Annotated in this window: 24 protein-coding genes; 8 read left to right on the top strand and 16 right to left on the bottom strand. The window is 71.1% G+C overall.

Translation table 11 applies throughout. The features are described from left to right. Nucleotides 1–10: 10 nt before the first annotated feature. The 3 genes from RIU97_RS12330 (at nt 11) to RIU97_RS12340 (ending at nt 1,637) form a co-directional block, all read left to right on the top strand. Nucleotides 11–424 carry a roadblock/LC7 domain-containing protein gene (locus RIU97_RS12330; RefSeq protein ID WP_030037347.1) on the top strand — a complete coding sequence of 138 codons (414 nt, stop codon included), beginning with the start codon at nt 11–13 and terminating at the stop codon, nt 422–424. Between the two features lie 93 nt (nt 425–517). Beyond that, the gene (locus RIU97_RS12335) at nt 518–1,069 is read left to right on the top strand and encodes a DUF742 domain-containing protein (protein WP_404956133.1); all 552 of its coding nucleotides are present in this window, start codon (nt 518–520) and stop codon (nt 1,067–1,069) included. Next, the gene (locus RIU97_RS12340; protein WP_073911148.1) at nt 1,050–1,637 is read left to right on the top strand and encodes an ATP/GTP-binding protein; all 588 of its coding nucleotides are present in this window, start codon (nt 1,050–1,052) and stop codon (nt 1,635–1,637) included. Before RIU97_RS12335 ends, RIU97_RS12340 begins: the two co-directional genes overlap by 20 nt. A 165-nt stretch (nt 1,638–1,802) precedes the next feature. Here the strand turns inward: RIU97_RS12340 and RIU97_RS12345 are convergent, their stop codons facing one another. Further along, complete coding sequence (locus RIU97_RS12345; protein WP_030708431.1) at nt 1,803–2,003, bottom strand: acyl-CoA carboxylase subunit epsilon; 201 nt, start codon at nt 2,001–2,003, stop codon at nt 1,803–1,805. A gap of 23 nt (nt 2,004–2,026) precedes the next feature. Continuing rightward, nucleotides 2,027–3,610, bottom strand: a complete 1,584-nt coding sequence (locus tag RIU97_RS12350; protein WP_319722195.1) for an acyl-CoA carboxylase subunit beta — start codon at nt 3,608–3,610, stop codon at nt 2,027–2,029. A 279-nt stretch (nt 3,611–3,889) separates the two neighbouring features. Here RIU97_RS12350 and RIU97_RS12355 point away from each other — a divergent pair, with 279 nt between their 5' ends. Continuing rightward, nucleotides 3,890–4,513 (top strand): YceI family protein, encoded by a 624-nt coding sequence (locus RIU97_RS12355; RefSeq protein WP_404956136.1) that lies wholly within the window; start codon nt 3,890–3,892, stop codon nt 4,511–4,513. A gap of 32 nt (nt 4,514–4,545) precedes the next feature. On the opposite strand, the gene RIU97_RS12360 is transcribed toward RIU97_RS12355, so the two are convergent. The 6 genes from RIU97_RS12360 to ureA all read right to left on the bottom strand — a co-directional run bounded on the left by RIU97_RS12360 (nt 4,546) and on the right by ureA (nt 12,247). Then, nucleotides 4,546–5,904, bottom strand: coding sequence for a hypothetical protein (locus RIU97_RS12360; RefSeq protein WP_404956138.1), 1,359 nt, complete (start codon nt 5,902–5,904; stop codon nt 4,546–4,548). A gap of 59 nt (nt 5,905–5,963) precedes the next feature. After that, on the bottom strand, nt 5,964–7,592 hold the full coding sequence (gene cimA / locus RIU97_RS12365) for a citramalate synthase (protein ID WP_404956141.1): 1,629 nt from the start codon (nt 7,590–7,592) through the stop codon (nt 5,964–5,966). A 404-nt stretch (nt 7,593–7,996) separates the two neighbouring features. Continuing rightward, nucleotides 7,997–8,617, bottom strand: coding sequence for a TetR/AcrR family transcriptional regulator (locus tag RIU97_RS12370; protein WP_327416617.1), 621 nt, complete (start codon nt 8,615–8,617; stop codon nt 7,997–7,999). A gap of 27 nt (nt 8,618–8,644) precedes the next feature. Further along, nucleotides 8,645–9,691 carry an agmatine/peptidylarginine deiminase gene (locus tag RIU97_RS12375; protein ID WP_404956143.1) on the bottom strand — a complete coding sequence of 349 codons (1,047 nt, stop codon included), beginning with the start codon at nt 9,689–9,691 and terminating at the stop codon, nt 8,645–8,647. 34 nt (nt 9,692–9,725) lie between these two features. Continuing rightward, a complete protein-coding gene (locus RIU97_RS12380) occupies nt 9,726–11,408 on the bottom strand; it encodes an urease subunit alpha (protein WP_404962821.1) in 1,683 nt (560 codons plus the stop codon). Between the two features lie 56 nt (nt 11,409–11,464). Beyond that, nucleotides 11,465–12,247: an urease subunit gamma gene (gene ureA / locus RIU97_RS12385; RefSeq protein ID WP_404956145.1), complete on the bottom strand. Its 783-nt coding sequence runs from the start codon at nt 12,245–12,247 to the stop codon at nt 11,465–11,467. A gap of 156 nt (nt 12,248–12,403) precedes the next feature. Here ureA and RIU97_RS12390 point away from each other — a divergent pair, with 156 nt between their 5' ends. Further along, entirely contained in the window at nt 12,404–13,831 is a 1,428-nt protein-coding gene (locus RIU97_RS12390; RefSeq protein WP_404956148.1) for a cytosine permease, read from the top strand. 34 nt (nt 13,832–13,865) lie between these two features. Continuing rightward, on the top strand, nt 13,866–14,018 hold the full coding sequence (locus RIU97_RS12395; protein ID WP_404956150.1) for a hypothetical protein: 153 nt from the start codon (nt 13,866–13,868) through the stop codon (nt 14,016–14,018). Nucleotides 14,019–14,108: 90 nt separating this feature from the next. Here RIU97_RS12395 and RIU97_RS12400 read toward each other — a convergent pair whose 3' ends face one another. From RIU97_RS12400 to RIU97_RS12410, 3 genes are all read right to left on the bottom strand, one after another. After that, nucleotides 14,109–15,194, bottom strand: a complete 1,086-nt coding sequence (locus tag RIU97_RS12400) for a branched-chain amino acid aminotransferase (RefSeq protein WP_404956151.1) — start codon at nt 15,192–15,194, stop codon at nt 14,109–14,111. Between the two features lie 229 nt (nt 15,195–15,423). Then, nucleotides 15,424–16,464: a 3-isopropylmalate dehydrogenase gene (locus RIU97_RS12405; RefSeq protein WP_319722205.1), complete on the bottom strand. Its 1,041-nt coding sequence runs from the start codon at nt 16,462–16,464 to the stop codon at nt 15,424–15,426. A 79-nt stretch (nt 16,465–16,543) separates the two neighbouring features. Then, nucleotides 16,544–16,672, bottom strand: a complete 129-nt coding sequence (locus RIU97_RS12410; RefSeq protein WP_327416609.1) for a hypothetical protein — start codon at nt 16,670–16,672, stop codon at nt 16,544–16,546. A 719-nt stretch (nt 16,673–17,391) separates the two neighbouring features. On the opposite strand from RIU97_RS12410, the gene RIU97_RS12415 reads away from it, so the two are divergent. Continuing rightward, entirely contained in the window at nt 17,392–19,422 is a 2,031-nt protein-coding gene (locus tag RIU97_RS12415) for a phosphocholine-specific phospholipase C (protein WP_404956155.1), read from the top strand. A 10-nt stretch (nt 19,423–19,432) separates the two neighbouring features. Here RIU97_RS12415 and RIU97_RS12420 read toward each other — a convergent pair whose 3' ends face one another. Beyond that, nucleotides 19,433–19,975 carry a GNAT family N-acetyltransferase gene (locus tag RIU97_RS12420; protein WP_404956157.1) on the bottom strand — a complete coding sequence of 181 codons (543 nt, stop codon included), beginning with the start codon at nt 19,973–19,975 and terminating at the stop codon, nt 19,433–19,435. Further along, nucleotides 19,972–20,490, bottom strand: a complete 519-nt coding sequence (locus RIU97_RS12425; protein ID WP_404956159.1) for an SMI1/KNR4 family protein — start codon at nt 20,488–20,490, stop codon at nt 19,972–19,974. The genes RIU97_RS12420 and RIU97_RS12425 overlap by 4 nt, the downstream gene beginning before the upstream one ends. A 109-nt stretch (nt 20,491–20,599) precedes the next feature. Between RIU97_RS12425 and RIU97_RS12430 the strand changes: the two genes are divergently transcribed. Continuing rightward, nucleotides 20,600–21,301 (top strand): nitroreductase family protein, encoded by a 702-nt coding sequence (locus tag RIU97_RS12430; RefSeq protein WP_404956161.1) that lies wholly within the window; start codon nt 20,600–20,602, stop codon nt 21,299–21,301. On the opposite strand, the gene RIU97_RS12435 is transcribed toward RIU97_RS12430, so the two are convergent. The 3 genes from RIU97_RS12435 to pruA form a co-directional block, all read right to left on the bottom strand. After that, nucleotides 21,285–21,509: a hypothetical protein gene (locus tag RIU97_RS12435; RefSeq protein WP_404956163.1), complete on the bottom strand. Its 225-nt coding sequence runs from the start codon at nt 21,507–21,509 to the stop codon at nt 21,285–21,287. The genes RIU97_RS12430 and RIU97_RS12435 overlap by 17 nt on opposite strands. After that, complete coding sequence (locus RIU97_RS12440) at nt 21,509–22,402, bottom strand: hypothetical protein (protein WP_404956166.1); 894 nt, start codon at nt 22,400–22,402, stop codon at nt 21,509–21,511. Before RIU97_RS12440 ends, RIU97_RS12435 begins: the two co-directional genes overlap by 1 nt. 254 nt (nt 22,403–22,656) lie before the next feature. Further along, complete coding sequence (gene pruA / locus RIU97_RS12445) at nt 22,657–24,288, bottom strand: L-glutamate gamma-semialdehyde dehydrogenase (protein ID WP_404956168.1); 1,632 nt, start codon at nt 24,286–24,288, stop codon at nt 22,657–22,659. Nucleotides 24,289–24,310 lie beyond the last annotated feature (22 nt).

Consider the following 24,310-nt stretch of genomic DNA (forward strand, 5'->3'; position numbering starts at 1 on the left):
TGTGAGCCCGATGAGCCAGGCGGCACAGAACCTGAACTGGTTGATCACCAACTTCGTGGACAACACCCCAGGGGTGTCCCACACGGTGGTGGTCTCCGCCGACGGCCTTCTTCTGGCGATGTCCGACGGGTTTCCGCGCGACCGCGCCGATCAGCTGGCGGCCGTGGCCTCCGGTCTGACCTCGCTGACCGCCGGGGCCTCCCGCATCTTCGAGGGTGGCGCCGTCAACCAGACCGTGGTCGAGATGGACCGGGGATTCCTTTTCCTCATGTCCGTCTCGGACGGATCGTCGCTCGCGGTGCTCGCGCACCCCGAGTGCGACATCGGCCTCGTGGGCTACGAGATGGCCCTTCTGGTGGATCGTGCGGGCAGTGTCCTGACCCCGGACCTGCGCGCCGAACTGCAGGGAAGTCTTCTCAACTAGCAGACAGGCAGTGCGTTTCGCGCCATCGCACCATAGGGTGCGGTGGCGCGGTTCCACAGGGAGTACTGCGTACTTGGAGTCGGAGGAGGAAACGTGACAACACCCGGAGGACATCCTTATGGCGGCGCGCAGCAGCCGCAGGGTGGGCACGACCAGAACCGCTTCAACTTCCCTTCCGCTCCCAGCCGGCCCGTGCCGGAGCAGAACCCGTACCAACAGCAGCCGTACGGACAGCCCCAGCAGCCCCAGCACCAGATGCCGCAGCAGCCTCCGCGCGCCGCACGGCAGCCGGCGCCGAAGGCCCACAATCCGCTGGTGCGCCCGTACGCGATGACCGGCGGCCGTACTCGGCCGCGCTACCAGCTCGCCATCGAGGCGCTGGTCAGTACCACGGCCGATCCCGCGCGCCTGCAAGGGCAGTTGCCCGAGCACCAGCGCATCTGCCGCCTGTGCCAGGAGATCAAATCCGTCGCGGAGATCTCCGCACTTCTCTCCATTCCTCTTGGTGTCGCCCGCATCCTCGTCGCCGACCTGGCGGAGGCGGGCCTTGTCGCCATTCACCAGCCCGGCGGCGACGAGTCTGCCGGTGGCCAGCCAGACGTGACACTGCTCGAAAGGGTGCTCAGTGGACTTCGCAAGCTCTAACGGCGGAGCGGCTCCTGCTCGCTCCACCACCTCCGCGAAGATCGTGGTGGCGGGCGGCTTCGGCGTGGGCAAGACCACGTTCGTCGGAGCCGTGTCCGAGATCAACCCGCTGCGCACCGAAGCCGTCATGACCAGCGCCTCCGCCGGCATCGACGACCTCACCCACACCGGTGACAAGACGACCACCACGGTCGCCATGGACTTCGGCCGCATCACCCTGGACCAGGACCTGATCCTGTACCTCTTCGGTACCCCCGGCCAGGACCGCTTCTGGTTCATGTGGGACGACCTGGTCCGCGGCGCCATCGGCGCCGTCGTGCTCGTCGACACGCGCCGTCTCGCCGACTGCTTCCCCGCCGTCGACTACTTCGAGAACAGCGGCCTGCCCTTCGTCATCGCCCTCAACGGCTTCGACGGGCACCAGCCCTACACGCCGGAGGAAGTCCGCGAGGCCCTGCAGATCGGCCCGGACGCCCCCATCATCACCACCGACGCCCGCCACCGCGCGGACGCCAAGAGCGCACTCATCACGCTCGTCGAGCACGCCCTCATGGCGCGCCTGCGGTAGCGGTAGCGGTCCGCAGCATCCGAAAGGCCCCCGTGTCGTACGACGCGGGGGCCTTCGGCGTGTCCGGGCCCGTCCGTACGGGACGGGCCCGGATGCCCGGGACCGGGTACGCGCAAGGCCCCGCACCCTGTCCGGGGTGCGGGGCCTTGCGCCGGGCTCGGGGACTCAGCCCTGCCAGCTGTGCGGGGCGCGGAAGCCCGGGGTGCGCTCCAGACGGCGCCAGCCGGCCTGGCGGGGCGTGCGGACCGCGGTCTCCTCGGGGGTGGCGGCGGCGCGGGCGAGCAGGATCGCGGTGATCGCGGCCAGCTCCTCCGGCTCGGCGTTGCCCTTCTCGACGCGCAGCAGGGTGTCAGTGGCGGTGGTCATGTGGTGGCAGGTCTCCTTCGCGGTTACTGCGGCGGGTTGCCGTGCTTGCGGGACGGCAGATCGGCGTGCTTGTTGCGGAGCATCGCGAGGGCGCTGACGAGCACCTCGCGGGTCTCGGCGGGGTCGATGACGTCGTCGACGAGGCCGCGCTCGGCCGCGTAGTACGGGTGCATCAGCTCGGCCTTGTACTCCTTGACCATGCGGACGCGCATGGCCTCGGGGTCCTCGGCGTCCGCGATCTGCTTGCGGAAGATGACGTTGGCGGCACCCTCGGCGCCCATGACGGCGATCTCGTTGGTGGGCCAGGCGTAGGTGAGGTCGGCGCCGATGGACTGGGAGTCCATGACGATGTACGCGCCGCCGTAGGCCTTGCGCAGGATCAGCGAGATCCGCGGGACGGTGGCGTTGCAGTACGCGTACAGCAGCTTGGCGCCGTGGCGGATGATGCCGCCGTGCTCCTGGTCGACGCCCGGCAGGAAGCCGGGGACGTCCAGCAGGGTGACGATCGGGATGTTGAAGGCGTCGCACATCTGGACGAAGCGCGCGGCCTTCTCGGAGGCCTCGATGTCCAGGACTCCGGCGAGGTGGCCGGGCTGGTTGGCGACGATGCCGACGACCTGGCCGTTCATCCGGGCCAGGGCGCAGATGATGTTGCGGGCCCAGCGCTCGTGGATCTCCAGGACGTCGCCCTCGTCGACGATCTCCTCGATGACCTTGAGCATGTCGTACGGGCGGTTGCCGTCGGCGGGCACCAGGTCCAGCAGGACCTCGCTGCGGCGGTCCGCGGGGTCGCTCGTCTCGTGGACGGGCGGGTTCTCCCGGTTGTTGGAGGGAAGCATCGAGATGAGGTAGCGGACCTCGGAGATGCAGGTCTCCTCGTCGTCGTACGCGAAGTGCGCGACGCCCGAGGTCTCGGCGTGCACGTCGGCGCCGCCGAGGCCGTTCTGGGTGATCTCCTCGCCGGTCACCGCGCGGACCACGTCCGGGCCGGTGATGAACATCTGCGAGGTGTCGCGGACCATGAAGACGAAGTCCGTCAGGGCCGGGGAGTACGCGGCGCCGCCGGCGCACGGGCCCAGCATGACCGAGATCTGCGGGATGACGCCCGAGGCCTTGGTGTTGCGCTGGAAGATGCCGCCGTAGCCGGCGAGGGCGGAGACGCCCTCCTGGATACGGGCGCCTGCGCCGTCGTTCAGGGAGACCAGCGGGGCACCGGCCGCGATGGCCATGTCCATGATCTTGTGGATCTTCGTGGCGTGGGCCTCGCCCAGGGCGCCGCCGAAGATGCGGAAGTCGTGCGCGTAGACGAAGACCGTGCGGCCCTCGACCGTGCCCCAGCCGGTGATGACACCGTCGGTGTAGGGCTTCTTGGCCTCCAGGCCGAACCCGGTCGCCCGGTGGCGGCGGAGCTGTTCGACCTCCTTGAAGGAACCTTCGTCGAGGAGCAGCGCGATGCGCTCACGGGCGGTCAGCTTGCCCTTGGCGTGCTGGGTCTCGGTCGCGCGGTCACTGGGGCCGCGCCGCGCCTGCTCGCGCAGGGAGTGCAGCTCGGCCACGCGCCCACGGGCGTCCGTCGGCTCGCTCGGGGTCTGGTCCACAACGGTCATGTACCGACCTTACGAAGATCGCGATGAAAAACCTCCGTTCATTCCGCACAGTCTCGGGAGTCTTCCGCTGTGTGGCCCGCACAGTACGACCGGAGGATGTAGGGACTCCGCCAGACGGGACCTTCGTCCATTGTGGGACTTTCACAAAATGACCTGACACCCCGCCTAGATGTTGAAATTTGAACGAAATGGGTCTAGCGTCGTTCTTGTCGAAGTTGTTGAAGATTCAACAGACTCTTCCGACCAGCAGAACGCCCAGACACTACCGAGGAGCAGGCCATGGGTCTCTTCACCCGCCGCAGCCAGACCGCCGACCACCAGAACGCCGGCGCCGCCGTCACCACGCTGGACGTGGACCCGGCGCTCGCCACCCTCACCGGCGACTACGTCATCGACGCCGCCCACAGCAGCATCGGCTTCACCGTCCGCCACGCCATGGTCACCAACGTCCGCGGCTCCTTCGCGGAGCACGAGGGCACCCTGCACCTGGACGGCGCCGACCCGGCCCGCTCCACGGCCGCCATCGACGTCAAGATCCCGTCGGTCAGCACCGGCATCGCCGACCGCGACGCGCACCTGCTGGGCAGCGACTTCTTCGACGCCGAGCTCTTCCCGCTGATGACCTTCCGCTCCACCGAGGCGCGCCAGCTGGGCGGGGACGCCTACCGCATCACCGGCGAGCTGACGATCAAGGACGTCACGCGGCCGCTCGCCATCGACCTGGAGTTCACGGGCTCGGCCAAGGACGTCTACGGCAACGAGCGCGTCGGCTTCGAGGGCTCCGCCGAGATCCTGCGCTCCGACTGGGGCCTGACCTGGAACGCCGCGCTGGAGGCCGGCGGTGTCATGGTCAGCGACAAGGTGAAGCTGACCTTCGACATCTCGGCCATCAAGCAGGGCTGACCGGCTGGATCCGGCGAACCTCCGGGGGGCGGCTAGAAGCCGCCCCCGCCGTCGAAGCCGCCGCCCCCGTCGAAACCGCCACCGCCGCCGAAGTCCCCGCCGCCGAAGTCGGACGGGTTGAAGTCGGCCCCCGAGACGTCCCCGCCGTCGAAGCCTCCGCCCATGCCGCCCCCGAGGTCCGAGGCGTAAGCGGGGCTGGACATCATCGAACCGAGCATCGTGCCCACGAGCAGACCGGGCAGGATGCCGCCGCCGAAGTAGCCGCCGGCCCAGGGACCGTACGCCGGGCCGGCGTCGTAGTACGGCCGCGGACCGTGGTCGGTGTCGACCGTTCGGACCGCCGGGTCCAGGCCGTCGCGCAGCCGCACGGCGTCCGCCGTGCAGACGGGCACGGTACGGGCCGCCCCGCCGGCCGGAGCCCAGGTGGCGTCCTCGGCGCTCGGCCCGTGACGCGGGTCGAAGAAGCAGGGCGACCGGCGCTCGGGCACCGGCTTCCCCTGCCGGCGCGCGTCCAGGCAGGCCAGGGCGTACCGGCCGTCCTCCAGGGCCTGGGTGACGCCCTTGACCTCTTCGGGGTACCGCACCGAGCCCATGATCTGCTTGGCCTTGTCGTACGAGTCGAGCCCCTGCTCGAAGTCCTTGCGCATGGCGTCGTCGGCGCCGGGCTCGCCGGGGTGGAAGTCGAGCCGGTCGAGCTCCTCGCCGAAGGCCGTGATGTCCTCGTCGACGACCACGCTGAGGCGCTCCAGGGCCGCGCGCCTGGCCTCTTCCTTCTTCTTCCGGTTGCGGCGGACCAGCGCGTACGCGCCACCGCCGCCGATGGCGGCCACCGCGCCGAGGGTGATCAGCCCGCCGACGGGGGCGCCGGCGTCACTGCCCGTGGTGCCCCAGGAGGCCGGGGCAGTGCCCTTGGCCTGGCTCAGGGCCTGGTCGACGAAGTTGTCGAGCTGGGTCGCCGCGTCGGGCGTCCCCACCTTCACCGCGTCGGTGAGGTTGCTTACGGCGTTGGCCGGCATGACCGCCCGGTCGGCGCGGGCGCTGAAGCCGTCGCCGAGCCGGATCGCGTAGAGCCCGGTGATACCGGTCTCGGACCTGACGGCACCGAACACCTTGTCGGCGGGGAACTCGTCCGTCGCGGGCAGCACGGCGACGAACACCGGCTTCCCCGCGTCCTTGATCTTCTTCGCGAGCGCGTCGGCCTCGGCCTGCGGCAGCTGCGCCTGCATCCGGGGGTCCACGTAGACGGGCCCATCCTTGAGGGCCTCCCCCACGGCGGCGACCCCGGTCGCCGCCGACGCCTGCGGGGCGACCGCGAGCGCGGTCCCCGACAGGGCCAGCAGCAGACCGGCCAGCACTGATCCAAAACGTACGGATATAAGCCTGGTCCTCATACGAATGACGCTACCCGAACCGGACCTTTCCTGTGTGAGTAGGACATAAGGGCCTGTGATCATTCGGCCGGTTCGACGCCCGCGTGCAGGAGGCCGTACGTGAACGCGTCCTCCAGGGCCTGCCAGGAAGCGGCGATCACGTTCGGGGCGACACCGACCGTGGACCACTCGCGGACGCCGTCCGTCGTGGCGATCAGCACGCGGGTCGTGGACTCCGTGCCGTACGTGCCCTCCAGGATGCGGACCTTGTAGTCGACCAGCTCGAACTTGGCCAGCTGCGGGTAGAACCGCTCCAGCGCCACCCGCAGCGCCCGGTCCAGCGCGTTGACCGGGCCGTTGCCCTCGGCCGTCGCGACGATCCGCTCGCCCTTCGCCCACAGCTTGACCGTGGCCTCGTTGGCGTGGGTGCCGTCCGGCCGGTCCTCGACGATCGCCCGCCAGGACTCGATGCGGAAGTACTTGCGGGCCCGGCCCTCGGCCTCGGCGCGCAGCAGCAGCTCGAAGGAGGCGTCGGCGGCCTCGTACGTGTAGCCCTTGAGCTCCCGCTCCTTGACCCGCTCCACGACCCGGGAGATCAGCGCGCGGTCCCCGCCGAGCTCGACGCCGAGCTCCTTGCCCTTGAGCTCGATGGAGGCGCGGCCGGCCATGTCGGAGACCAGCATCCGCATGGTGTTGCCGACCCGCTCGGGGTCGATGTGCTGGTAGAGGTCGGGGTCGACCTTGATCGCCGAGGCGTGCAGGCCCGCCTTGTGCGCGAAGGCGGAGACGCCGACGTACGGCTGGTGCGTGGACGGGGTGAGGTTCACGACCTCGGCGATGGCGTGCGAGATGCGGGTCATCTCGGCGAGCGCGCCCTCGGGGAGCACCTTGCGCCCGTACTTGATCTCCAGGGCGGCGACGACGGGGAACAGGTTCGCGTTGCCGACGCGCTCGCCGTAGCCGTTGGCCGTGCACTGGACGTGCGTGGCGCCCGCGTCCACGGCGGCCAGGGTGTTGGCGACGGCGCAGCCGGTGTCGTCCTGGGCGTGGATGCCCAGGCGTGCGCCGGTGTCGGCGAGGACGGTGGCGACGGTGGCCGTCACCTGGGCGGGCAGCATGCCGCCGTTTGTGTCGCAGAGGATGACCACGTCGGCGCCGGCCTCGTGGGCGGTGCGGACGACGGCCTTCGCGTACTCGGCGTTGGCCCGGTAGCCGTCGAAGAAGTGCTCGCAGTCGACGAAGACGCGGCGGCCCTGCTCGACCAGGTGGGAGACGGTGTCGCGGACCATCTCCAGGTTCTCGTCCAGGGTGGTGCGCAGGGCGAGTTCCACGTGGCGGTCGTGGGACTTGGCGACGAGCGTGATCACGGGGGCGCCGGACTCCAGCAGGGCCCGCACCTGCGGGTCCGCGGCGGCCGTGCCGCCCGCCCGCCGGGTCGCGCCGAAGGCGACCAGCTGGGCGTTCCTGAAGTCGATCTCGGCGCGTGCGCGGGCGAAGAACTCGGTGTCACGGGGGTTGGCGCCGGGCCAGCCGCCCTCGATGAAGCCCACTCCGAAGTCGTCCAGATGCCGGGCGATCGTCAGCTTGTCGGCGACCGTGAGGTTGATGCCCTCGCGCTGCGCGCCGTCGCGCAGGGTGGTGTCGAAGACGTGGAAGCCGTCGTCCAGGCCCCCTGAGCGCACAGGTGCCGCCTCTGGTGTCGTCGTCATGCTGATCTGACTCCTGTCGGATGAGTGGTTCCGGATGCCCGCCAAAGGGGCAGGCCGCCGTCACTGCCCCCATCATCGCGCGCGGTCCGGTCCCGGCTGGATGGTCCGGGAAACGAAAAAACCCCTCGCGGGTAGCGAGAGGTCTGCGCGCGGGTCCGAGGCACGGTGGCCGCTTCCGCGAAGTTCTTCCGCGGTTCAGCGGCCACTGGGGACCGGCGCGCTGCTGGCGATAATCATGAGCTGAGCAGGCACGCAGGCAGTGTGCCACAACGCTCGCCGCGGATGGACGGGGATCTCAGCATGCGGGCAGCGGGCCGCGCCGGTGTTCGAGCGGGGCACCACGGGCGACCGCGGCGCCGTTGCGGGGCTCTGCTCCGGGCCCCGCGCCTCAAACGCCGGCGGGGCTAGTTCTGCGGGGTGAGGGCCTCCGTGAGGAACTCACGGACGTGGTCGAGGATCTCCTGCCGGTCCACCGTCGGCAGCCCCACCGCCAGCTGGATGCTGAATCCGTCGAGCAGGGCCCTGATGCGGGTCGCCACGCGCTCGGCGTCCACCGGGCGGAACTCCCCGCGGGAGATTCCCTCGGCGAGCAGTGCCACCAGGTCGCGGTGCCAGGCGCCCTCGATGGCCGCCTGTCGCTCGCGCTCCTGGGGGCCGGCGTTCTGGGAGCGGTTCCAGACCTCCAGCCACAGCGTCCAGTGCGGGTCGCGGGCCTGCGTGGGCACGTACAGGTCGACGTACGCCCGCAGGCGCTCGGCGACCGGACCGCGCCGGGAGAGCAGGGCCCGCCGCTCGCTGCCCAGTGCCGCCTCGCTCCACTCCAGGGTCTGCAGCAGGAGCTCGTCCTTGCTGCGGAAGTAGTAGAGGAGGTGGCCGCTGCTCATTCCGACCTCGCGGCCCAGACCGGCCATGGTCAGGCCTTCCAGGCCGCGCTCGGCGATCGTGGCCATGGCGGCGACGAGTACGTCCTCGCGCGGGGGCGCGTTCTTGCGCGCCGCCCGTACCGGTACTCCACCCGCCACCATGGCCCACTCCTTGTCCGTTCCCGAAGGTCAGACCTTCGGCTGCTGCTGGGTGATGCAGTGGATACCGCCACCCCCGGCGAAAATCGTACGTGCGTCAACGAGTGTCACGGTCCGCTCGGGGAACAGTCCGCGGAAGATCTCCGCCGCCTCCTCGTCGCGCGGGTCGTCGAAGGAGCACAGGACCACGCCGCCGTTGCACAGGTAGTGGTTGATGTAGGAGTAGTCCACCCACTCGCCGTCCTCCTCCAGCACGGTCGGCGCGGGGATCTCCACGACCTCCAGTTGCCGCCCCCGCGCGTCGGTGGAGGCGCGCAGGATGGCGGCGATGGTCTTGCAGCGCTCGTGGTCCGGGTGGGCCGGGTCGGGCTGGGTGTGCACCATGACGACGCCGGGGCGGGCGAAGGCCGCGACGATGTCGACGTGGCCCTGGGTGCCGTAGGTGCCGTAGTCGCCGGCCAGGCCGTACGGCAGCCAGATCGCCTTGGTGGTGCCGAGGTGCGCGTGGATCTCGGCCTCGACCTGCTGGCGGGTCCAGCCGGGGTTGCGGCCCTCGCCCAGCTGCACGGTGTCGGTGACGAGCACGGTGCCCTCGCCGTCGACGTGGATGGCGCCGCCCTCGTTGACGAGCGCGGTGCTGTACGTACGGGTGCCGGCCACGTCCGATACGTGCCGCGCGATCTTCGAGTCGTGGTCCCAGCGGGCCCACTCCTGGGCGCCCCAGCCGTTGAAGGTCCAGTCGACGGCCGCGATCTCGCCGGCGTCGTTGGTGACGAAGGTCGGGCCGATGTCGCGCATCCACGCGTCGTCGAGCTCCTGCTCGACCAGCTGTACGCCGTCGCCGACGATCGCGCGGGCGCCCTCGGCGTCGCCGGGCGAGACGACCAGGGTCACGGGCTCGTACGAAAGGACCGCGCGGGCGACGGCGCCCCAGGCCTCGCGGGCCTCGGCGAGCTCCTGCTCGTTGGTGAAGGTCGGGTTGGGGCTGGGCCAGGCCATCCAGGTGCGCTCGTGGGGAGTCCACTCGGCGGGCATCCGGAAGCCGTCGTTCACGGGCTTGGCGGGCTGTGCAGTCATGGCAGGGGTCCTAACGGGCTTACGGACTGTGCACTTACAAGAAGTACAGGCGGTTGAGGGAGACCGACTCGGCGGCTTCGGAGCGCAGCGGTTCCCCGTCGAGGGAGACGAGTCCGCTGCGCGCGTCCACATCGACCGCGCCCACCCGGGAGTTGAGGAGCAGGTCCTTGGGGCCGATGCCGCGGGTGCCGCGGACGGCGACCCGGCGCCGGCGGGTCGGCATCTCGTCGGAGCCGAGCGCGGCGGCCGCGGCGGAGACGAAGGCCACGGAGATGTCGGCCGCAGTGGCCCCGTACGAGCCGAACTGCGGGCCGAGCACCAGCGGTTCGCAGGTGTCGGTGGCGGCGTTGGGGTCGCCGGTGACCCCGTACGCGGGGAAGCCCGACTTGAGGACGAGCTGGGGTTTGGCGCCGAAGAACTGGGGGCGCCACAGCACGATGTCGGCGAGCTTGCCGACCTCGATGGAGCCGATCTCGTGGGCCAGGCCGTGGGCGATGGCCGGGTTGATCGTCAGCTTGGCCATGTAGCGCAGCACGCGGGCGTTGTCATCGCCCTCGCCGTCACCGGCGAGCGGTCCGAGTTCGCCCTTCATCTTGGCGGCCATGGCGAAGGTGCGGCGGATGGTCTCCCCCGCCCGGCCCATGCCCTGGGCGTCGGAGGAGGTGATGCCGATCGCCCCGAGGTCGTGGAGCACGTCCTCGGCGCCCATCGTGCCGGCCCGGATCCGGTCACGGGCCATGGCGGCGTCGCCCGGCAGGTCCGGCTTGAGGTCGTGGACGGAGACGATCATGCCGTAGTGCTCGGCCACCGCGTCCCGGCCGAAGGGCAGGGTGGGGTTGGTGGAGGAGCCGATGACGTTCGCCACGCCCGCCATCTTCAGCACGTTGGGCACGTGCCCGCCGCCGCAGCCCTCGATGTGGAAGGCGTGGATGGTCCGGCCGTCCAGCACGCGCAGGGTGTCCTCGACGGAAAGGCACTCGTTGAGACCGTCCGAGTGCAGGGCGACCTGCACGTCGTGCTCCTCGGCCACCCGCAGCGCGGTGTCCAGCGCGCGGGTGTGCGCACCCATGTCCTCATGGACCTTGAAACCCGACGCCCCGCCCTCGGCCAGGGCCTCCACCAGCGGAGCCGCGTCCGAAGAAGAACCCCGGGCCAGGAAACCGATGTTGACGGGCCAGGCGTCGAAGGCGTTGAAGGCGTGCTTCAGCGCCCACGGGGAGTTGACGCCGACGCCCCAGACCGGGCCGAACTCCTGGCCGATGATCGTGGTGACGCCCGCGGCGAGGGAGGCCTCCATGATCCGCGGGGAGAGCAGGTGGACGTGGGTGTCCACGGCGCCGGCGGTGGCGATCAGGCCCTCGCCCGAGACGATCGACGTGCCGGTGCCGACGACGACGTCCACGCCGTCGAGGGTGTCGGGATTGCCGGCCCGGCCGATCGCGTGGATCCGGCCCTCGCGGATGCCGATGGACACCTTGCGGATGCCCAGGACGGCGTCGATGACCAGCACGTTGCTGATCACCACGTCGCAGGTCTCGCGGACCGCCGCCGCCTTCAGATGAAGGCCGTCACGGGCGGTCTTCCCGAAACCGGCCAGGAACTCGTCACCGGGCTTCTGCGCGTCCGACTCCACCCGGACGGTCAGCCCGGAGTCGCCGAGCCGGACCCGGTCCCCGGCGCGGGGGCCGAAGACGGAGGCGTACTCGTGCGGGTCGATGTGCCGGCTGCCGGGCGCGCAGTGTGCGCTGTGATCGCTGTGCGGGGTCTGCCTGCTCACGTCTGCGCTCCGTCCGCTCGGTCGGTGCCGTCGGCCTGTCCGGCCTGTCCGGCCCGTCCGGCTTGAGGGGTGGGGGAAGCGGGGGCCGGCTCCTCGGCGGACGCGCCCAGGTAGCCGCACGCCTCGGCCCGAGCCAGCGCGAGCGCCTTCGCTCCGGGGGCGTCCAGCGGGCCGTCCACCAGGCCGGCGAAGCCGATCGCGATGCGGTCGCCGCCGATGGGGACGAGGCCCACCTCGCCCTCGCCGTGCGGGTCGAACCGTACGGAGGAGCCCGCCGGCACGCACAGCCGCATCCCGTAGGCCGCGGCGCGGTCGAAGTCGAGCCGCGGGTTGGCCTCGAAGAAGTGGAAGTGGGAGGTGACGCTCACCGGCACGGCGGCGGTGTTGCGCACGCGCAGGTGCACCACCGGCTCCGGCTGGGGGACGCCGGGACCGGGGACGACCGCGCCCGGGGCGTCGTCGCCGAGCGGCTGCGCGCCCCGGATGGGCGATGAGACCACCGCGAGGCGGGATCCGTCGTCGAAGACGGCCTCCACGTGCACCTCGGTGACCACGTCGGCGACGCCCGGCAGGACGTCGCCGGGGCCCAGCGCGCTGCGGGCCTCCTCGATGGCGTCCGCGAGCCGCTTGCCGTCGCGCGCGGCCTCGCAGACCGTGTCCGCGATCAGCGCGGTGGCCTCCGGGACGTTGAGTTTCAGGCCACGGGCCCGCCGGGCCCTGGCCAGTTCCGCTGCGCTGCGGAGCAGCAGCCGGTCGCGCTCCGTAGGGGTCAGCCGCACGCCGATCCACCACCTCTTGAGTCGATGGGTTAGAGCATCACTCTAACTCCTCATTTCGTTGTAGGGAATCATTGACCTGGGACACCGGCTTGAGTCACATTGAGTGTCGCTCAAACAAATGCGAACCACCCCCCGCCCTGCCAAGGGAGTCCCCCCATGCCCATCGAACAGCGCGGAGTCGACACCATCCCGGAGGAGGAGCGGACGAGCGGTCCCCGTGACCTGATCTCGATCCTCCTCGGCTCCAACCTCTGCCTCGGTGTGATCGTCTTCGGCTGGCTGCCCCCGTCCTTCGGACTGGGCCTGTGGCCCTCGGTCACCGCCATCGTGACCGGCACGCTCGTCGGCATCGCCTTCACCGCGCCGCTGGCGCTCGTCTCCCTGCGCACCGCGACCAACCTCTCCACCTCCAGCGGCGCCCAGTTCGGTGTCCGCGGCCGGCTCGTCGGCTCGGTGGTGGGTCTGCTGCTCTCGCTCGGCTACACGGCGCTCACCCTGTGGATCGGCGGCGACGTGATGGTGGGCGCCCTCTCTCGGCTCACCGGGCTGCCGGACACCGGCGTCTCGCGGGCGGCGATGTACGGAGCGCTCGCCGCCTGTACCGTCGTCGGGGCCGTCTTCGGCTACCGGCTGCTGCTGCGCATGAGCAAGGTGCTCTCCATCGGCATGGTGGTCCTGCTGGCCGTCGGCTTCCTCGCCTACGCCCCGGACTTCACCACCGCCGCCCCGCCGGAGACCTCGTACCTGCTCGGCTCCTTCTGGCCGACGTGGCTGCTGGCCGCCGTCGCCGCCGGGCTCAGCGGGCCCGTCGCCTTCATCACCCTGCTCGGCGACTACACCCGCTACATCTCCCCGCGCCGGCACGGCTCCCGCAAGGTGCTCTGGGCGACCGCCTTCGGCCTGCTGATCGGCCTGCTGATACCGCAGCTGTTCGGTACCTACACCGCGCTGGCCGCCAGGGCGGGGCTGGACTACGCCGGCCCGCTCGTCGAGACCGCGCCGTTCTGGTACCTGGTCCCGCTGCTGGTCGCCGCCGCGGCCGGTTCGGTGGGCAATGCCGGACTGATGCTCTACTCCATGGGCCTGGACCTCGACGCGATCGTGCCCCGGGCCACCCGCACCACCGCCACCCTGGTCGCCGCGGCCGTCGCCACCGCCTTCGTGTTCTTCGGCTCCTTCGAGTGGGACGTGCAGTCCGCGATGACCTCCTTCGTGCTGCTGCTGACCGCGATCGGCACCCCGTGGGCCGTCATCACCCTCATCGGGTACGTGCGCTGCCGCGGGGTCTACGACCCCGATGCCCTCCAGGTGTTCAACCGTCGCGCCCGCGGCGGCGTCTACTGGTACAGCGGTGGCTGGAACCTCCGCGCCACCGCCTCCTGGGCGGCCGGCGCGGCCGTGGGACTGGCCGCCGTGTCGACCCCGGTGTACGAGGGCCCGCTGCTGGCCCTCACCGGCGGGGTGGACTGCAGTTTCATCCTGTCGGGGCTGGTCGGCGGCGCGGTCTACACCGCGCTGACGGTCCGGCCGCAGGCGGCACCGGCCGCCGAGCCGGCGGGGCAGGCCATGGTGGCGGCCGAATAGGGAAGGGCCGCCGCGGACGACACGGGGAGGCGTCGTGGAAGAGCTCGCGTACGTGGCAACGAAGATCGTCAAGGGGGTCGCGGGCCTGGCCTACGTCTTCGGTGACACCGTGATGGCCCTGGGCGGCCCGGACGCGGCGAACCGGAAGCCGCGGCCGGACGAGGACGAGGCGGACGGGAAGCACTGACCACGCCCTCTCCCCCGCCCCACCGGAACGGCCGAAGGCCCCCCGCACCACCTGCGGGGGGCCTTCGGTCCGTTTCAGGAGCGCCGCGGACTAGCCGAGCGGGTGCATCCAGCCGTGGGTGTCGGCGCTGTGGCCGGTCTGGAGCTCCAGGAGCGCCTTGCGCAGCCGCATGGTGACCTCGCCGGGCTCGCCGTCGCCCTGGGTCCAGTTGGCGCGCTCGGACTTGACCGAGCCGACCGGGGTGATGACGGCGGCGGTGCCGCAGGCGAACACCTCGGTGAGGGTGCCGTTCGCGTTGTCGCGCTGCCAGTCCTCGGTGGTCAGGCGGCCCTCCTCGGCGGTGTAGCCGAGGTCGCGGGCGATGGTGAGGAGGGAGTCCCGGGTGATTCCGGGAAGGAGCGAGCCGGTGAGCTCCGGGGTGACGATGCGGTCGCCGTACACGAAGTACAGGTTCATCCCGCCCATCTCCTCGATCCAGCGGTGCTCGACGGCGTCGAGCCAGACCACCTGGTCGCAGCCGTGCGAGGCCGCCTGGGCCTGCGCGACCAGCGAGGCCGCGTAGTTGCCGCCGGTCTTGGCCGCGCCGGTGCCGCCCTTGACCGCGCGGACGTAGTCCTCGGAGAGCCAGACGGAGACGGGCTTGACGCCGCCGGGGAAGTACGCGCCGGCGGGAGAGGCGATGACGATGAAGAGGAACTCGTTGGCCGGGCGGACGCCGAGGCCGACCTCGGAGGCGAACATGAACGGCCGCAGGTACAGGGAAGCCTCGCCGGAGTCCGGCACCCAGGCGCGGTCCTGCTTGATGAGCGCGTCACAGGCCTCGATGAACAGGTCGGCTGGCAGTTCCGGCATCGCCATGCGGCGGGCGGAGGCCTGGAAGCGGGCGGCGTTGGCCTCGGGACGGAAGGTGGCCACGGTGCCGTCGGGCTGGCGGTACGCCTTGAGACCCTCGAAGATCGTCTGCGCGTAGTGCAGGGTCATGTTCGCCGGGTCGATCGAGAGCGGCGCGTACGGGACCAGCTCGGCATCGTGCCAGCCGCGGCCCTCGGTCCACTTGATCGTCACCATGTGGTCGGTGAAGTGGCGGCCGAAGCCGGGGCTGGCCAGGATCGCCTCGCGCTCCGCATCGGACAGCGGGGTCGAGGAGGGCTTGAGCTCGATCGTGGGCGTCGTCATGAGTGCTTGTCCTTCACCGGTTGTGTATGGCGGACCGCGCTCACGGCGTACTAGGACGTCCGAGCTTCCCCGCATTCCGCGGCCTCGCGTTCGATTATCGCGCGCGGGGAGGCTCCGGAGAAGCGGGGACTGCGGCCCAGGGGAGATGGTGGCACCCGGGGCCGCACAGGAAAAGCCGCCAGGTCCCATTGTGACCCGGCGGCTTCCTTCCTGAGGTGGAGCTGCCGGGTCAGCCGGCTACGCGAGCGGCGAGCGCGTCGCCGATCGCGTCGGTGGAGCGGAAGGTGCCGTCGCGCTCCGCCAGGTCGGCGGAGACCGCGTCCTCGATGCGGGCGGCCTGGGCCTCGTAGCCGAGGTGGCGCAGCAGGAGGGCGACGGAGAGGATCGTCGCGGTCGGGTCGGCCTTGCCGGTGCCGGCGATGTCCGGGGCAGAGCCGTGGACGGGCTCGAACATGGACGGGAAGGCGCCGGTCGGGTTGATGTTCCCGGAGGCGGCGAGGCCGATTCCGCCGGTCACGGCGGCGGCCAGGTCGGTGAGGATGTCACCGAAGAGGTTGTCCGTGACGATGACGTCGAAGCGGTCGGGCTGGGTGACGAAGAAGATCGTCGCGGCGTCGACGTGCAGGTAATCGGTGGTGACCTCGGGGTACTCCTGGCCGACCTTGTCGAAGATGTTCTTCCACAGGTGACCGGCATACACGAGGACGTTGTTCTTGTGGACCAGCGTCAGCTTCTTGCGGGGGCGGGAGTTGGCCCGCTCGTACGCGTCGCGGACCACGCGCTCCACGCCGTACGCGGTGTTGAGGCTGACCTCGGTGGCCACCTCGGCGGGGGTGCCGGTGCGCAGGCTGCCGCCGTTGCCGGTGTACGGGCCCTCGGTGCCCTCGCGGACCACGACGAAGTCGATGTCCGGGCGGCCGGCCAGCGGGGTGGCGGTGTTGGGGAACAGCTTCGACGGGCGCAGGTTGATGAAGTGGTCGAAGGCGAAGCGGAGCTTCAGCAGCAGGCCGCGCTCCAGCACGCCGGACGGGACCGACGGGTCGCCGATGGCGCCGAGGAGGATCGCGTCGTGGTGCTTGAGGGCTTCGAGTTCCGCGTCCGGGAGGGTCTCACCGGTGCGGTGCCAGCGCTGGGCGCCGAGATCGTATTGCTTGGTCTCCAGCTTCACATCCTGGGGCAGGACCGCGGTAAGGACCTTGAGTCCCTGAGCCACGACTTCCTGGCCGATGCCATCACCGGGGATCACTGCGAGATTGATGCTGGTCGACATGGCGAAACCGTACTCCCTGTCCCAGCCCTCAGACATATTGCGTCCATCATGTGGACGCAATATGTCCGCCGGGGGTGGCTCAGTGGCCGGTCGACCCGCCGTTGTCACGGCGGTCGAGGGCGCGCTGGAGGGCGGCGGCGGCGTTCTTGCGATCGGCGGCCGAGGCGGAGGTGTGGCGGACGCGACGGACGGCGGTGGTTGCGTTCATGGTGATCGACTCCTTGAGATCACGGCGTGGCGGGGCCACGGATGAGGGGTTCCTTCAAGGCGCCGGAAGAGGCGGGGAGCAGTGCGCCGCAGGGGTTGCCTGCCAGGGGCGCGCGCTCTCGGCCGCCATTCGCCGGATCGGCGAGACGTTCGGCTCCTACAAAGCTAGGGCAGGTCTCGCTGTATGTCTCGGCAATTACTCGGACTTCCTACTATCTGAGACGGCAAACCCCCCGGAAGGCCTCCCGCCGAGGGTCCGCTTCACCCCCTCACTGAGCAGAATTCCCCTGGTAGGAGCCCAGGTGGGGCGGATGCGACCCCATTCCACCCGAGTGACGCATGCCACGCTCCCCACCGGCCGCCGGGGAGCCGGACAGGTGATCCGCACGACGCGCGGCCTCCCCACCGGGACGGGGCATTGGTTCGCGATCACACCAATCCGAAGGGCGCGCCGGAGGGCCGGCCCGTCACTCGTCCGCGCAGCGGCCGGATCGGTACCGATACCACCGTTGCGCAGGGATTCGACCACCTCACGGAGGCCGTGCGGCGCCTGCTCCGCGCCACGGATCCGGACAAGAGGCCCACGCGGATCGCCGGCTGATTCCAGCCACCCGGAAGTTCACCGAACTCTTACTGCACGGATGTAGACCTTTGGCGCGACCCCCGTCACTCTTGCCGTCAATGTGCCAGCGGGGCACTTGAGTTGGAGGCGAGGGGCCAGTGACACCGATCAGCCGCAGAGGGTTCGTGGGAATCGGCGCCGGGCTCATGGCGGGGGCCGCGCTGCCCGCGGCGCTGCCGACGACGGCGGCCGCGGCCGCCGCGACCGGCACCATCACCGACGTGAAGCACGTGGTGATCCTCATGCAGGAGAACCGCAGCTTCGACCACTACTTCGGCAGGCTGAAGGGCGTCCGCGGGTTCGGCGACCGCGCCGCGGGCAACATCCCGGGCGGCTGGGGCATGTTCAACCAGCCCAACTGGGGCGGCCGCCAGTACCCCTGGAAGCTCAGCTCCACCCCGCCGGCCGGCGGCGTCGACGGCGAGACCCTGGCCCAGTGCAACGGCGACCTCCCGCACAGCTGGAGCTCGCAGCACGGGGCCTGGAACAAGGGCCGGATGGACAACTGGGTCACCGGCGTCGGCAACACCCGCACCCTCGGGTACCTGGACCGGGGGGACATCCCCTTCCACTACGGCCTCGCCGACAACTACACGATCTGCGACGCCTACTTCTGCTCCACCCTCAGCGCGACCGGCCCCAACCGCACCTTCCTGTGGAGCGGCAAGATCGACGCCTCCAGCAAGGACGGCGGCGACGAGTCCGGGCTGACCTGGGAGACGTACGCGGAGGCCCTCCAGCGGGCTGGCATGAGCTGGAAGGTCTACCAGAACGCCCAGGACAACTACGGGGACAACGGCCTGGCCTACTTCAAGAAGTTCACGGACGCCGCCCCCGGCAACCCGCTGTGGGACCGGGGCATGGGCTCGGTCCCCAAGGTCACCGGCTCCACCCCGGACGACATCGCGGCCGCGATCCGCGCCGACGTCGTCGCGGGCACCCTCCCCCAGGTGTCCTGGGTCGTCGCCAACGAGGCCTTCTCGGAGCACCCCTACGCCCCGCCCGGTGACGGCGCCCGCTTCGTCGACCTCGTCTACCGCGCCCTGGCCGCGGACCCGGAGGTCTTCGACTCCACGGTCCTCTTCCTCAACTACGACGAGAACGACGGCTTCTTCGACCACGTGCCCCCGCCCATCGCCCCGCCCGGCACCCCGGGCGAGTACCTGGACGGCGTCCCGATCGGGCTCGGCTTCCGCGTCCCGATGATCGTGATGTCCCCGTGGACCCGCGGCGGCTGGGTGAGCTCGGAGGTCTTCGACCACACCTCCGTCCTGCGGTTCATGGAGAAGTGGACGGCCGCCCTCGGCACCCCGGCCGCCTGTCCGAACATCAGCGCCTGGCGCCGCAAGGTGGTCGGCGACCTGACCGGCGTCTTCGACTTCGCGCACCCGGTCTACGGGGTCCCCGCCGGCCTCCCCTCCACCGCCAAGGTCATCGGCCAGTCGACCTGCGGCCCGCTGCCCAACCCGGCGCCGCAGGACAACGCCCTCCCGGCGCAGGAGCCCGGCACCCGCCGGGCGCGGGCCCTGCCGTACCAGGTCAACGGCAACCTGGACCGCTTCGAGTTCGGGGCGGCCGGCAAGATCCTGGCGTGGTTCTCGATGACCAACCAGGGCGCGGAGGCGAAGCGGCCGGCGCACTTCTCGATCCACCCGCACCAGCACCGGGACACGGCGGCCTGGCAGTACACGGTCGACCCGGGCGCCACGGGATCCGACTACTTCAACATCGGCCTCGGCCACGGCTCGGGCAAGTACGACATCTCGATGCACGGGCCGAACCGCTTCCTGCGCCGCTTCATCGGCGACGCGTCGAAGGCGGGCAAGGACGTCGAGGTGGCGGCCCGCTTCGCGGTCGAGCCGGGGACCGGCAAGACGGCGGTCTACTTCAGGATGACGAACTCCTCCGCCTCCCCCGTCACCTTCACGATCCGCCCGAACGCCTACCGCACGGACGGCCCCTGGACGTACACCGTCCCGGCGAACTCCTCGCGCGAGGACTACTTCAACGCCGTGGCCTACAGCAACGGCTGGTACGACTTCACGGTCCTGGCCGACTCCGACGGCACCTGGTCGCGCCGCTACACGGGCCACGTCGAGTCGGGGGCGCCGAGCATCTCGGGCTCGTGATCCCTGCCCGCTAGAGCACGTCCCCGTCCCGCCAGTCGAAGTCAAGCCGCCCGGCCGGATCCAGCCGGATCCCGCCGGGCGGCACCCACACGTAGGTGGACCCCTCCTCCTCGGGGAGGCGCACCGGCCCGTCCGGCGACAGCGCCCCGACCCGGCCCGGCCACACCGCCCAGCCGCGGCCGAGGTAGAGCCCGGCCCCGTCCTCCGACGCCGACAGGGCGCCCAGCACGTAGGCCCGCGCGACGATCCGTTCGAGCTCGGCCATGACCTGCCCGCCGAGGCCCCGCCGCCGCGAGCCGGCCCGTACGGCGACGGCCTCGACGTACCCGGTCCGCAGGGCCCGCCCGCCGTGCACGACCCGGCGCTGCACCACGCTGCCGTGCGCGACGAGCGCGCCGCCCGCGTCCCGGACCAGCACGTGCATCCCGCCGAGGGCGTGCTCGAAGTCCTCGTCTCCGAAGTCCCCCTCGAAGGCCTCGTCGAGCAGGGCCCGCACCTCGCGGAGCTCGTCGCCGGTCAGCCCGGCGGTGTGTGCGACGCGCACGTCCGTCACTTCTCCAGCCAGTCGGTGTACCAGGTGCGGAAGTCCGGGCTCTCGGGCATGCAGGTCCCGAAGTCCTGGTCCAGGTGCCAGACCTGGCCGGCCAGCGGCCCGTTGAGGATCAGCCTCGAATACATGCCGCACCCCTGCTCGGCCAGCGTGAGCGTGCCCAGGGTCAGCCCCTCGCGCTCGTCGAACCTCCGGTTCACGTCGAACGGACGGGGTTCCCTGATCGGGCAGGGCGCGGCCAGCCGGCCCGGCCGCCGGTCGTCCTCCCACTCCCCGTCCACCGCCCAGTCGTCGTCGGCCTCCGGGCGCGGGGTGACCAGCGGCATCAGCCCGTATTCGGGGCCCGCGGGGCCGTCGCCGACCGTCGTGACGAACGTCCGGTACTCCTCGGGCAGCCGGATGCCGTGTTCCGCCTCGAAGGCCCGGACCTCCGCCTCCGGGAGCGGCGCGCGCAGCTCGTACCGGAGGACCTTCGCGCGCAGCCGCGCCCGTACGGCGTCGGCGTCCCAGTCGCTCATCCCGCGACCGTACCAAGGAGCGCATTGCGGACGCCGGACGCCGTCCACCGGCCGGAATCGGCCGACGCGACCCTGGCGGTCTGGACCATTGCCCCGGCAGACTCGCCCCATGTCGCCCGAAACCCAGCAGTGGACCCCGATCCACGGCCAGCCGTACCGTCCCGCCCCGTACCGGCCCGAGCGGATGGCGAGCGGCGAATCGCTCGCGCGCGCCGCCGAGTTGCGGGCCCGCATGGACGAGCGGCGGACCGTACGCCACTTCTCCCCCGACCCGGTGCCCGAACAGGTCGTCAGGGACGCGATCGCGTGCGCGGCGACCGCGCCGTCCGGGGCGCACCAGCAGCCGTGGACCTTCGTCCTGGTCAAGGACCCGGCCGTACGGGAGCAGATCCGCGCGGCCGCCGAGCAGGAGGAGCTGATCTCCTACGACGGCCGCCTCGGCGACGAATGGCTGGCCGCCCTGCGCCCGCTCGGCACCGACGCCGTGAAGACCCACCTCACCGACGCCCCGGCGCTGATCGTGGTCTTCCAGCAGCGCTACTGGCTCGGCCCGGACGGCACGAAGCACAAGCACTACTACGTCGACGAGTCGGTCGGCATCGCGGTCGGCATGCTCCTGTCCGCCCTCCACCTGTCGGGCCTCGCCGCGCTGATCCACACCCCGAGCCCGATGCGCTTCCTGAGCCACGTCCTGAAGCGCCCGGAGAACGAGAAGGCCTTCGCGGTCATCCCGGTCGGCTACCCCGCGGCCGACTGCGAGGTCCCCGACCTGATCCGCAAGTCCCTCGACCAGGTCATCGTGGAGGTGTGACGACCTCCCCGGCGGGCGGCTCCGGGGACGGCCCGGGCTGCCCGGACTGACCGCCGCCGAGCGCCTCCGCGAGCCGCATCCCGATCCGCACCCGGTCCTCCGAGGTCCCGGCCTCCATGGCCGCCCTCACCTGCCGCAGGATCAACCAGTCCCGCACGACCTTGCTCACCCCGAGCACGGCCGCCGTCACGATCACCGCGGTCAGCATCAGAACGCCCTCCGCGCCGAGGCGTCCGGGGCGTAGCAGGGCCCGCGCCGCAGGGTGACGAAGGCTCCGCCCATCGCGATCTCACCGGGGAACCACGGCTGGTCCCGCAGCCGCTCGGGGATCCGGCCCGGCCGCTGCGCCAGGCCGCTCCGGCGCAGCCGCCGCTCCAGTTCGTCCCGTTCCACGGCACAGCACCACTCGACGACCACGTCCCCGCCGCCGTGGGTGTAGACGTTCGCCGACCCGTGCGCGGCCCCGGCCTCGCCCAGCAGTCGTGGGCGCCTCAGGAGCCGGCTGTTCAGCCAGTCCTGGGCCGTGGCCGATCCGGGATCGGCCGCTGCGCCGGCGCGCTCCCGCAGGTCCGCCGCCTCGGCTGGGTGCAGGCGGTGGCGGTTGCGCCGCCACAGCTGCGTCAGCCCGTCGCCGTGTTCCGGCAGCACCGGGCGCCAGTCCGGGTCGGGGTGCACCAGATGGACCGCGGCCCGGCCCCGTAGGTGGGTCAAGGTCCAGCTCCGCCCCGTCGGGACGATGCGCAGCCCCGGCACCCCGCGGAGTCCGCCGTAGTGCTCGTCGATGCGCGGCAGCACTGTGGACAGGACCCGGTCCGCCATGGCCGGGTGCAGTCCGAGGGACAGTCCGGTCCGGGCCGGCCGGGCGGAGGTGAAGCCGAAGAGGGCCCCGTCCCGGCGCTCGCTCTCACGGAGCCCGTCGGCGAGCTCGGCCAACAGAAGCGACTCCAGAAGGCGCTGCGCCTCGTCCTCGGCGTCCGGGACCGGTTGGCGGTAGCCGATCAGCCCCGCATCCGCCCAGCCGAGGCAGGTGCGGTGCGGCAGTCCGGTGGCTGCGCGGCAGATGGCCGCGGCGCGGTGGTGGTTGTCTGTACGCCTGGACATACGTCTCCCCGGACGCCGGTCCCGGTACGGGCGCGTAGAGGTTGCGTATCTCCCAGCGGTGTCTGTCCCACCCCGTACGGGAACTCGTCAGAGCCCTTGGCTCCCCCAGGTCACCGGGCCCGGGTAGCGGAGCTGGTCGCCGTACACGACAACTGGGCCCAGGTTAGCAGGAGTTGCCCGGTCGGGAAATGGATACCGCCCCCGCTCCGGACTTGGGGGTACCGGAGCGGGGGCGGGGTTCAGCGGGGCGGAGCTCAGCCCATGTGGGGGTAGCCGTACTCGGTCGGCGCGACCAGGGTCTCCTTGATGGAGCGGGTCGAGGTCCAGCGCTGCAGGTTGGTCGCCGCGCCCGCCTTGTCGTTCGTGCCCGAGGCACGGCCGCCGCCGAACGGCTGCTGGCCGACCACGGCGCCCGTGGACTTGTCGTTGATGTAGAAGTTGCCCGCCGCGAAGCGGAGCTTCTCCATCGCGTCCGCCGCCGCGTAACGGTCCGCCGCGATGATCGAGCCGGTCAGGGCGTACGCCGAGACGGACTCCATCTGCGCCAGCATCGCGTCGAAGTCGGCGTCCTCGTAGACGTGCACGGCGAGGATCGGGCCGAAGTACTCGGTCGTGAAGACCTCGTTCTCCGGGTCGGTGCACGCGATGACGGTCGGGCGGACGAAGTAGCCCTCCGAGTCGTCGTAGGTGCCGCCGGCGATGATCTCGCAGGTCGGGTCGGCGATCGCGCGGTCGATCGCGGCCTTGTTCTTCGCGAAAGAACGCTCGTCGATGACGGCGCCGATGAAGTTGGTCAGGTCGCGGACGTCACCCATGGCGATGCCGTCGACCTCGGCCGCGAAGGCCTCCTTGAAGCCGTCGTTCCAGATCGAGGCCGGGACGTAGGCGCGCGAGGACGCCGAGCACTTCTGGCCCTGGAACTCGAAGGAACCGCGGGTCAGGGCGGTCTTCAGGACGGCGCGGTCCGCGGACGGGTGCGCGACGACGAAGTCCTTGCCGCCGGTCTCGCCGACGAGGCGCGGGTAGGACTTGTACTTCTCGATGTTGTTGCCGACCGTCTTCCACAGGTACTGGAAGGTCTTGGTCGAGCCGGTGAAGTGGATGCCGGCCAGCTCGGGGTGGTTCAGGGCCACCTCGGAGACGGCGATGCCGTCGCCGGTCACCAGGTTGATGACGCCCTTGGGCAGGCCGGCCTCCTCCAGGAGCTCCATGAGGAGGACCGCGGAGTGGGTCTGCGTCGGGGACGGCTTCCACAGGACCACGTTGCCCATGAGGGCGGGGGCGGTCGGCAGGTTGCCCGCGATGGCCGTGAAGTTGAACGGCGTGATCGCGTAGACGAAGCCCTCGAGCGGGCGGTGGTCGCTGCGGTTCCACACGCCGGCGGAGTTCGCGACCGGCTGCTCGGCCAGGATCTGGCGGGCGAAGTGGACGTTGAAGCGCCAGAAGTCGACGAGCTCGCACGGGGTGTCGATCTCGGCCTGCTGGGCGGTCTTGGACTGGCCCAGCATGGTCGAGGCGGCGAGCTTCTCGCGCCACGGGCCGGACAGCAGCTCGGCGGCGCGCAGGATGATCGCGGCGCGATCGTCGAAGGACATCGAGCGCCAGGCCGGGGCGGCGGCGAGGGCGGCGTCGATGGCCTCCTGCGCGTCGTCCTGGGTGGCGTTGGCGAAGGTGCCGAGCACCGACTTGTGGTCGTGCGGCTGGACCACGTCGAAGCGCTCGCCGCCGCCCATCCGCTTGACGCCGTTGATCGTCATCGGGAGGTCGATCGGGTTCTCGGACAGCTGCTTGAGCTGTGCTTCGAGCCGCGCGCGCTCCGGGGTGCCGGGGGCGTACGAGTGGACCGGCTCGTTGACCGGCGCGGGGACCTGGGTCACAGCATCCATGGGGCTGGTAACTCCTTGACCT

The sequence above is a fragment of the Streptomyces sp. 147326 genome, assembly GCF_045000215.1.
In the GTDB taxonomy this organism is placed as follows: domain Bacteria; phylum Actinomycetota; class Actinomycetes; order Streptomycetales; family Streptomycetaceae; genus Streptomyces.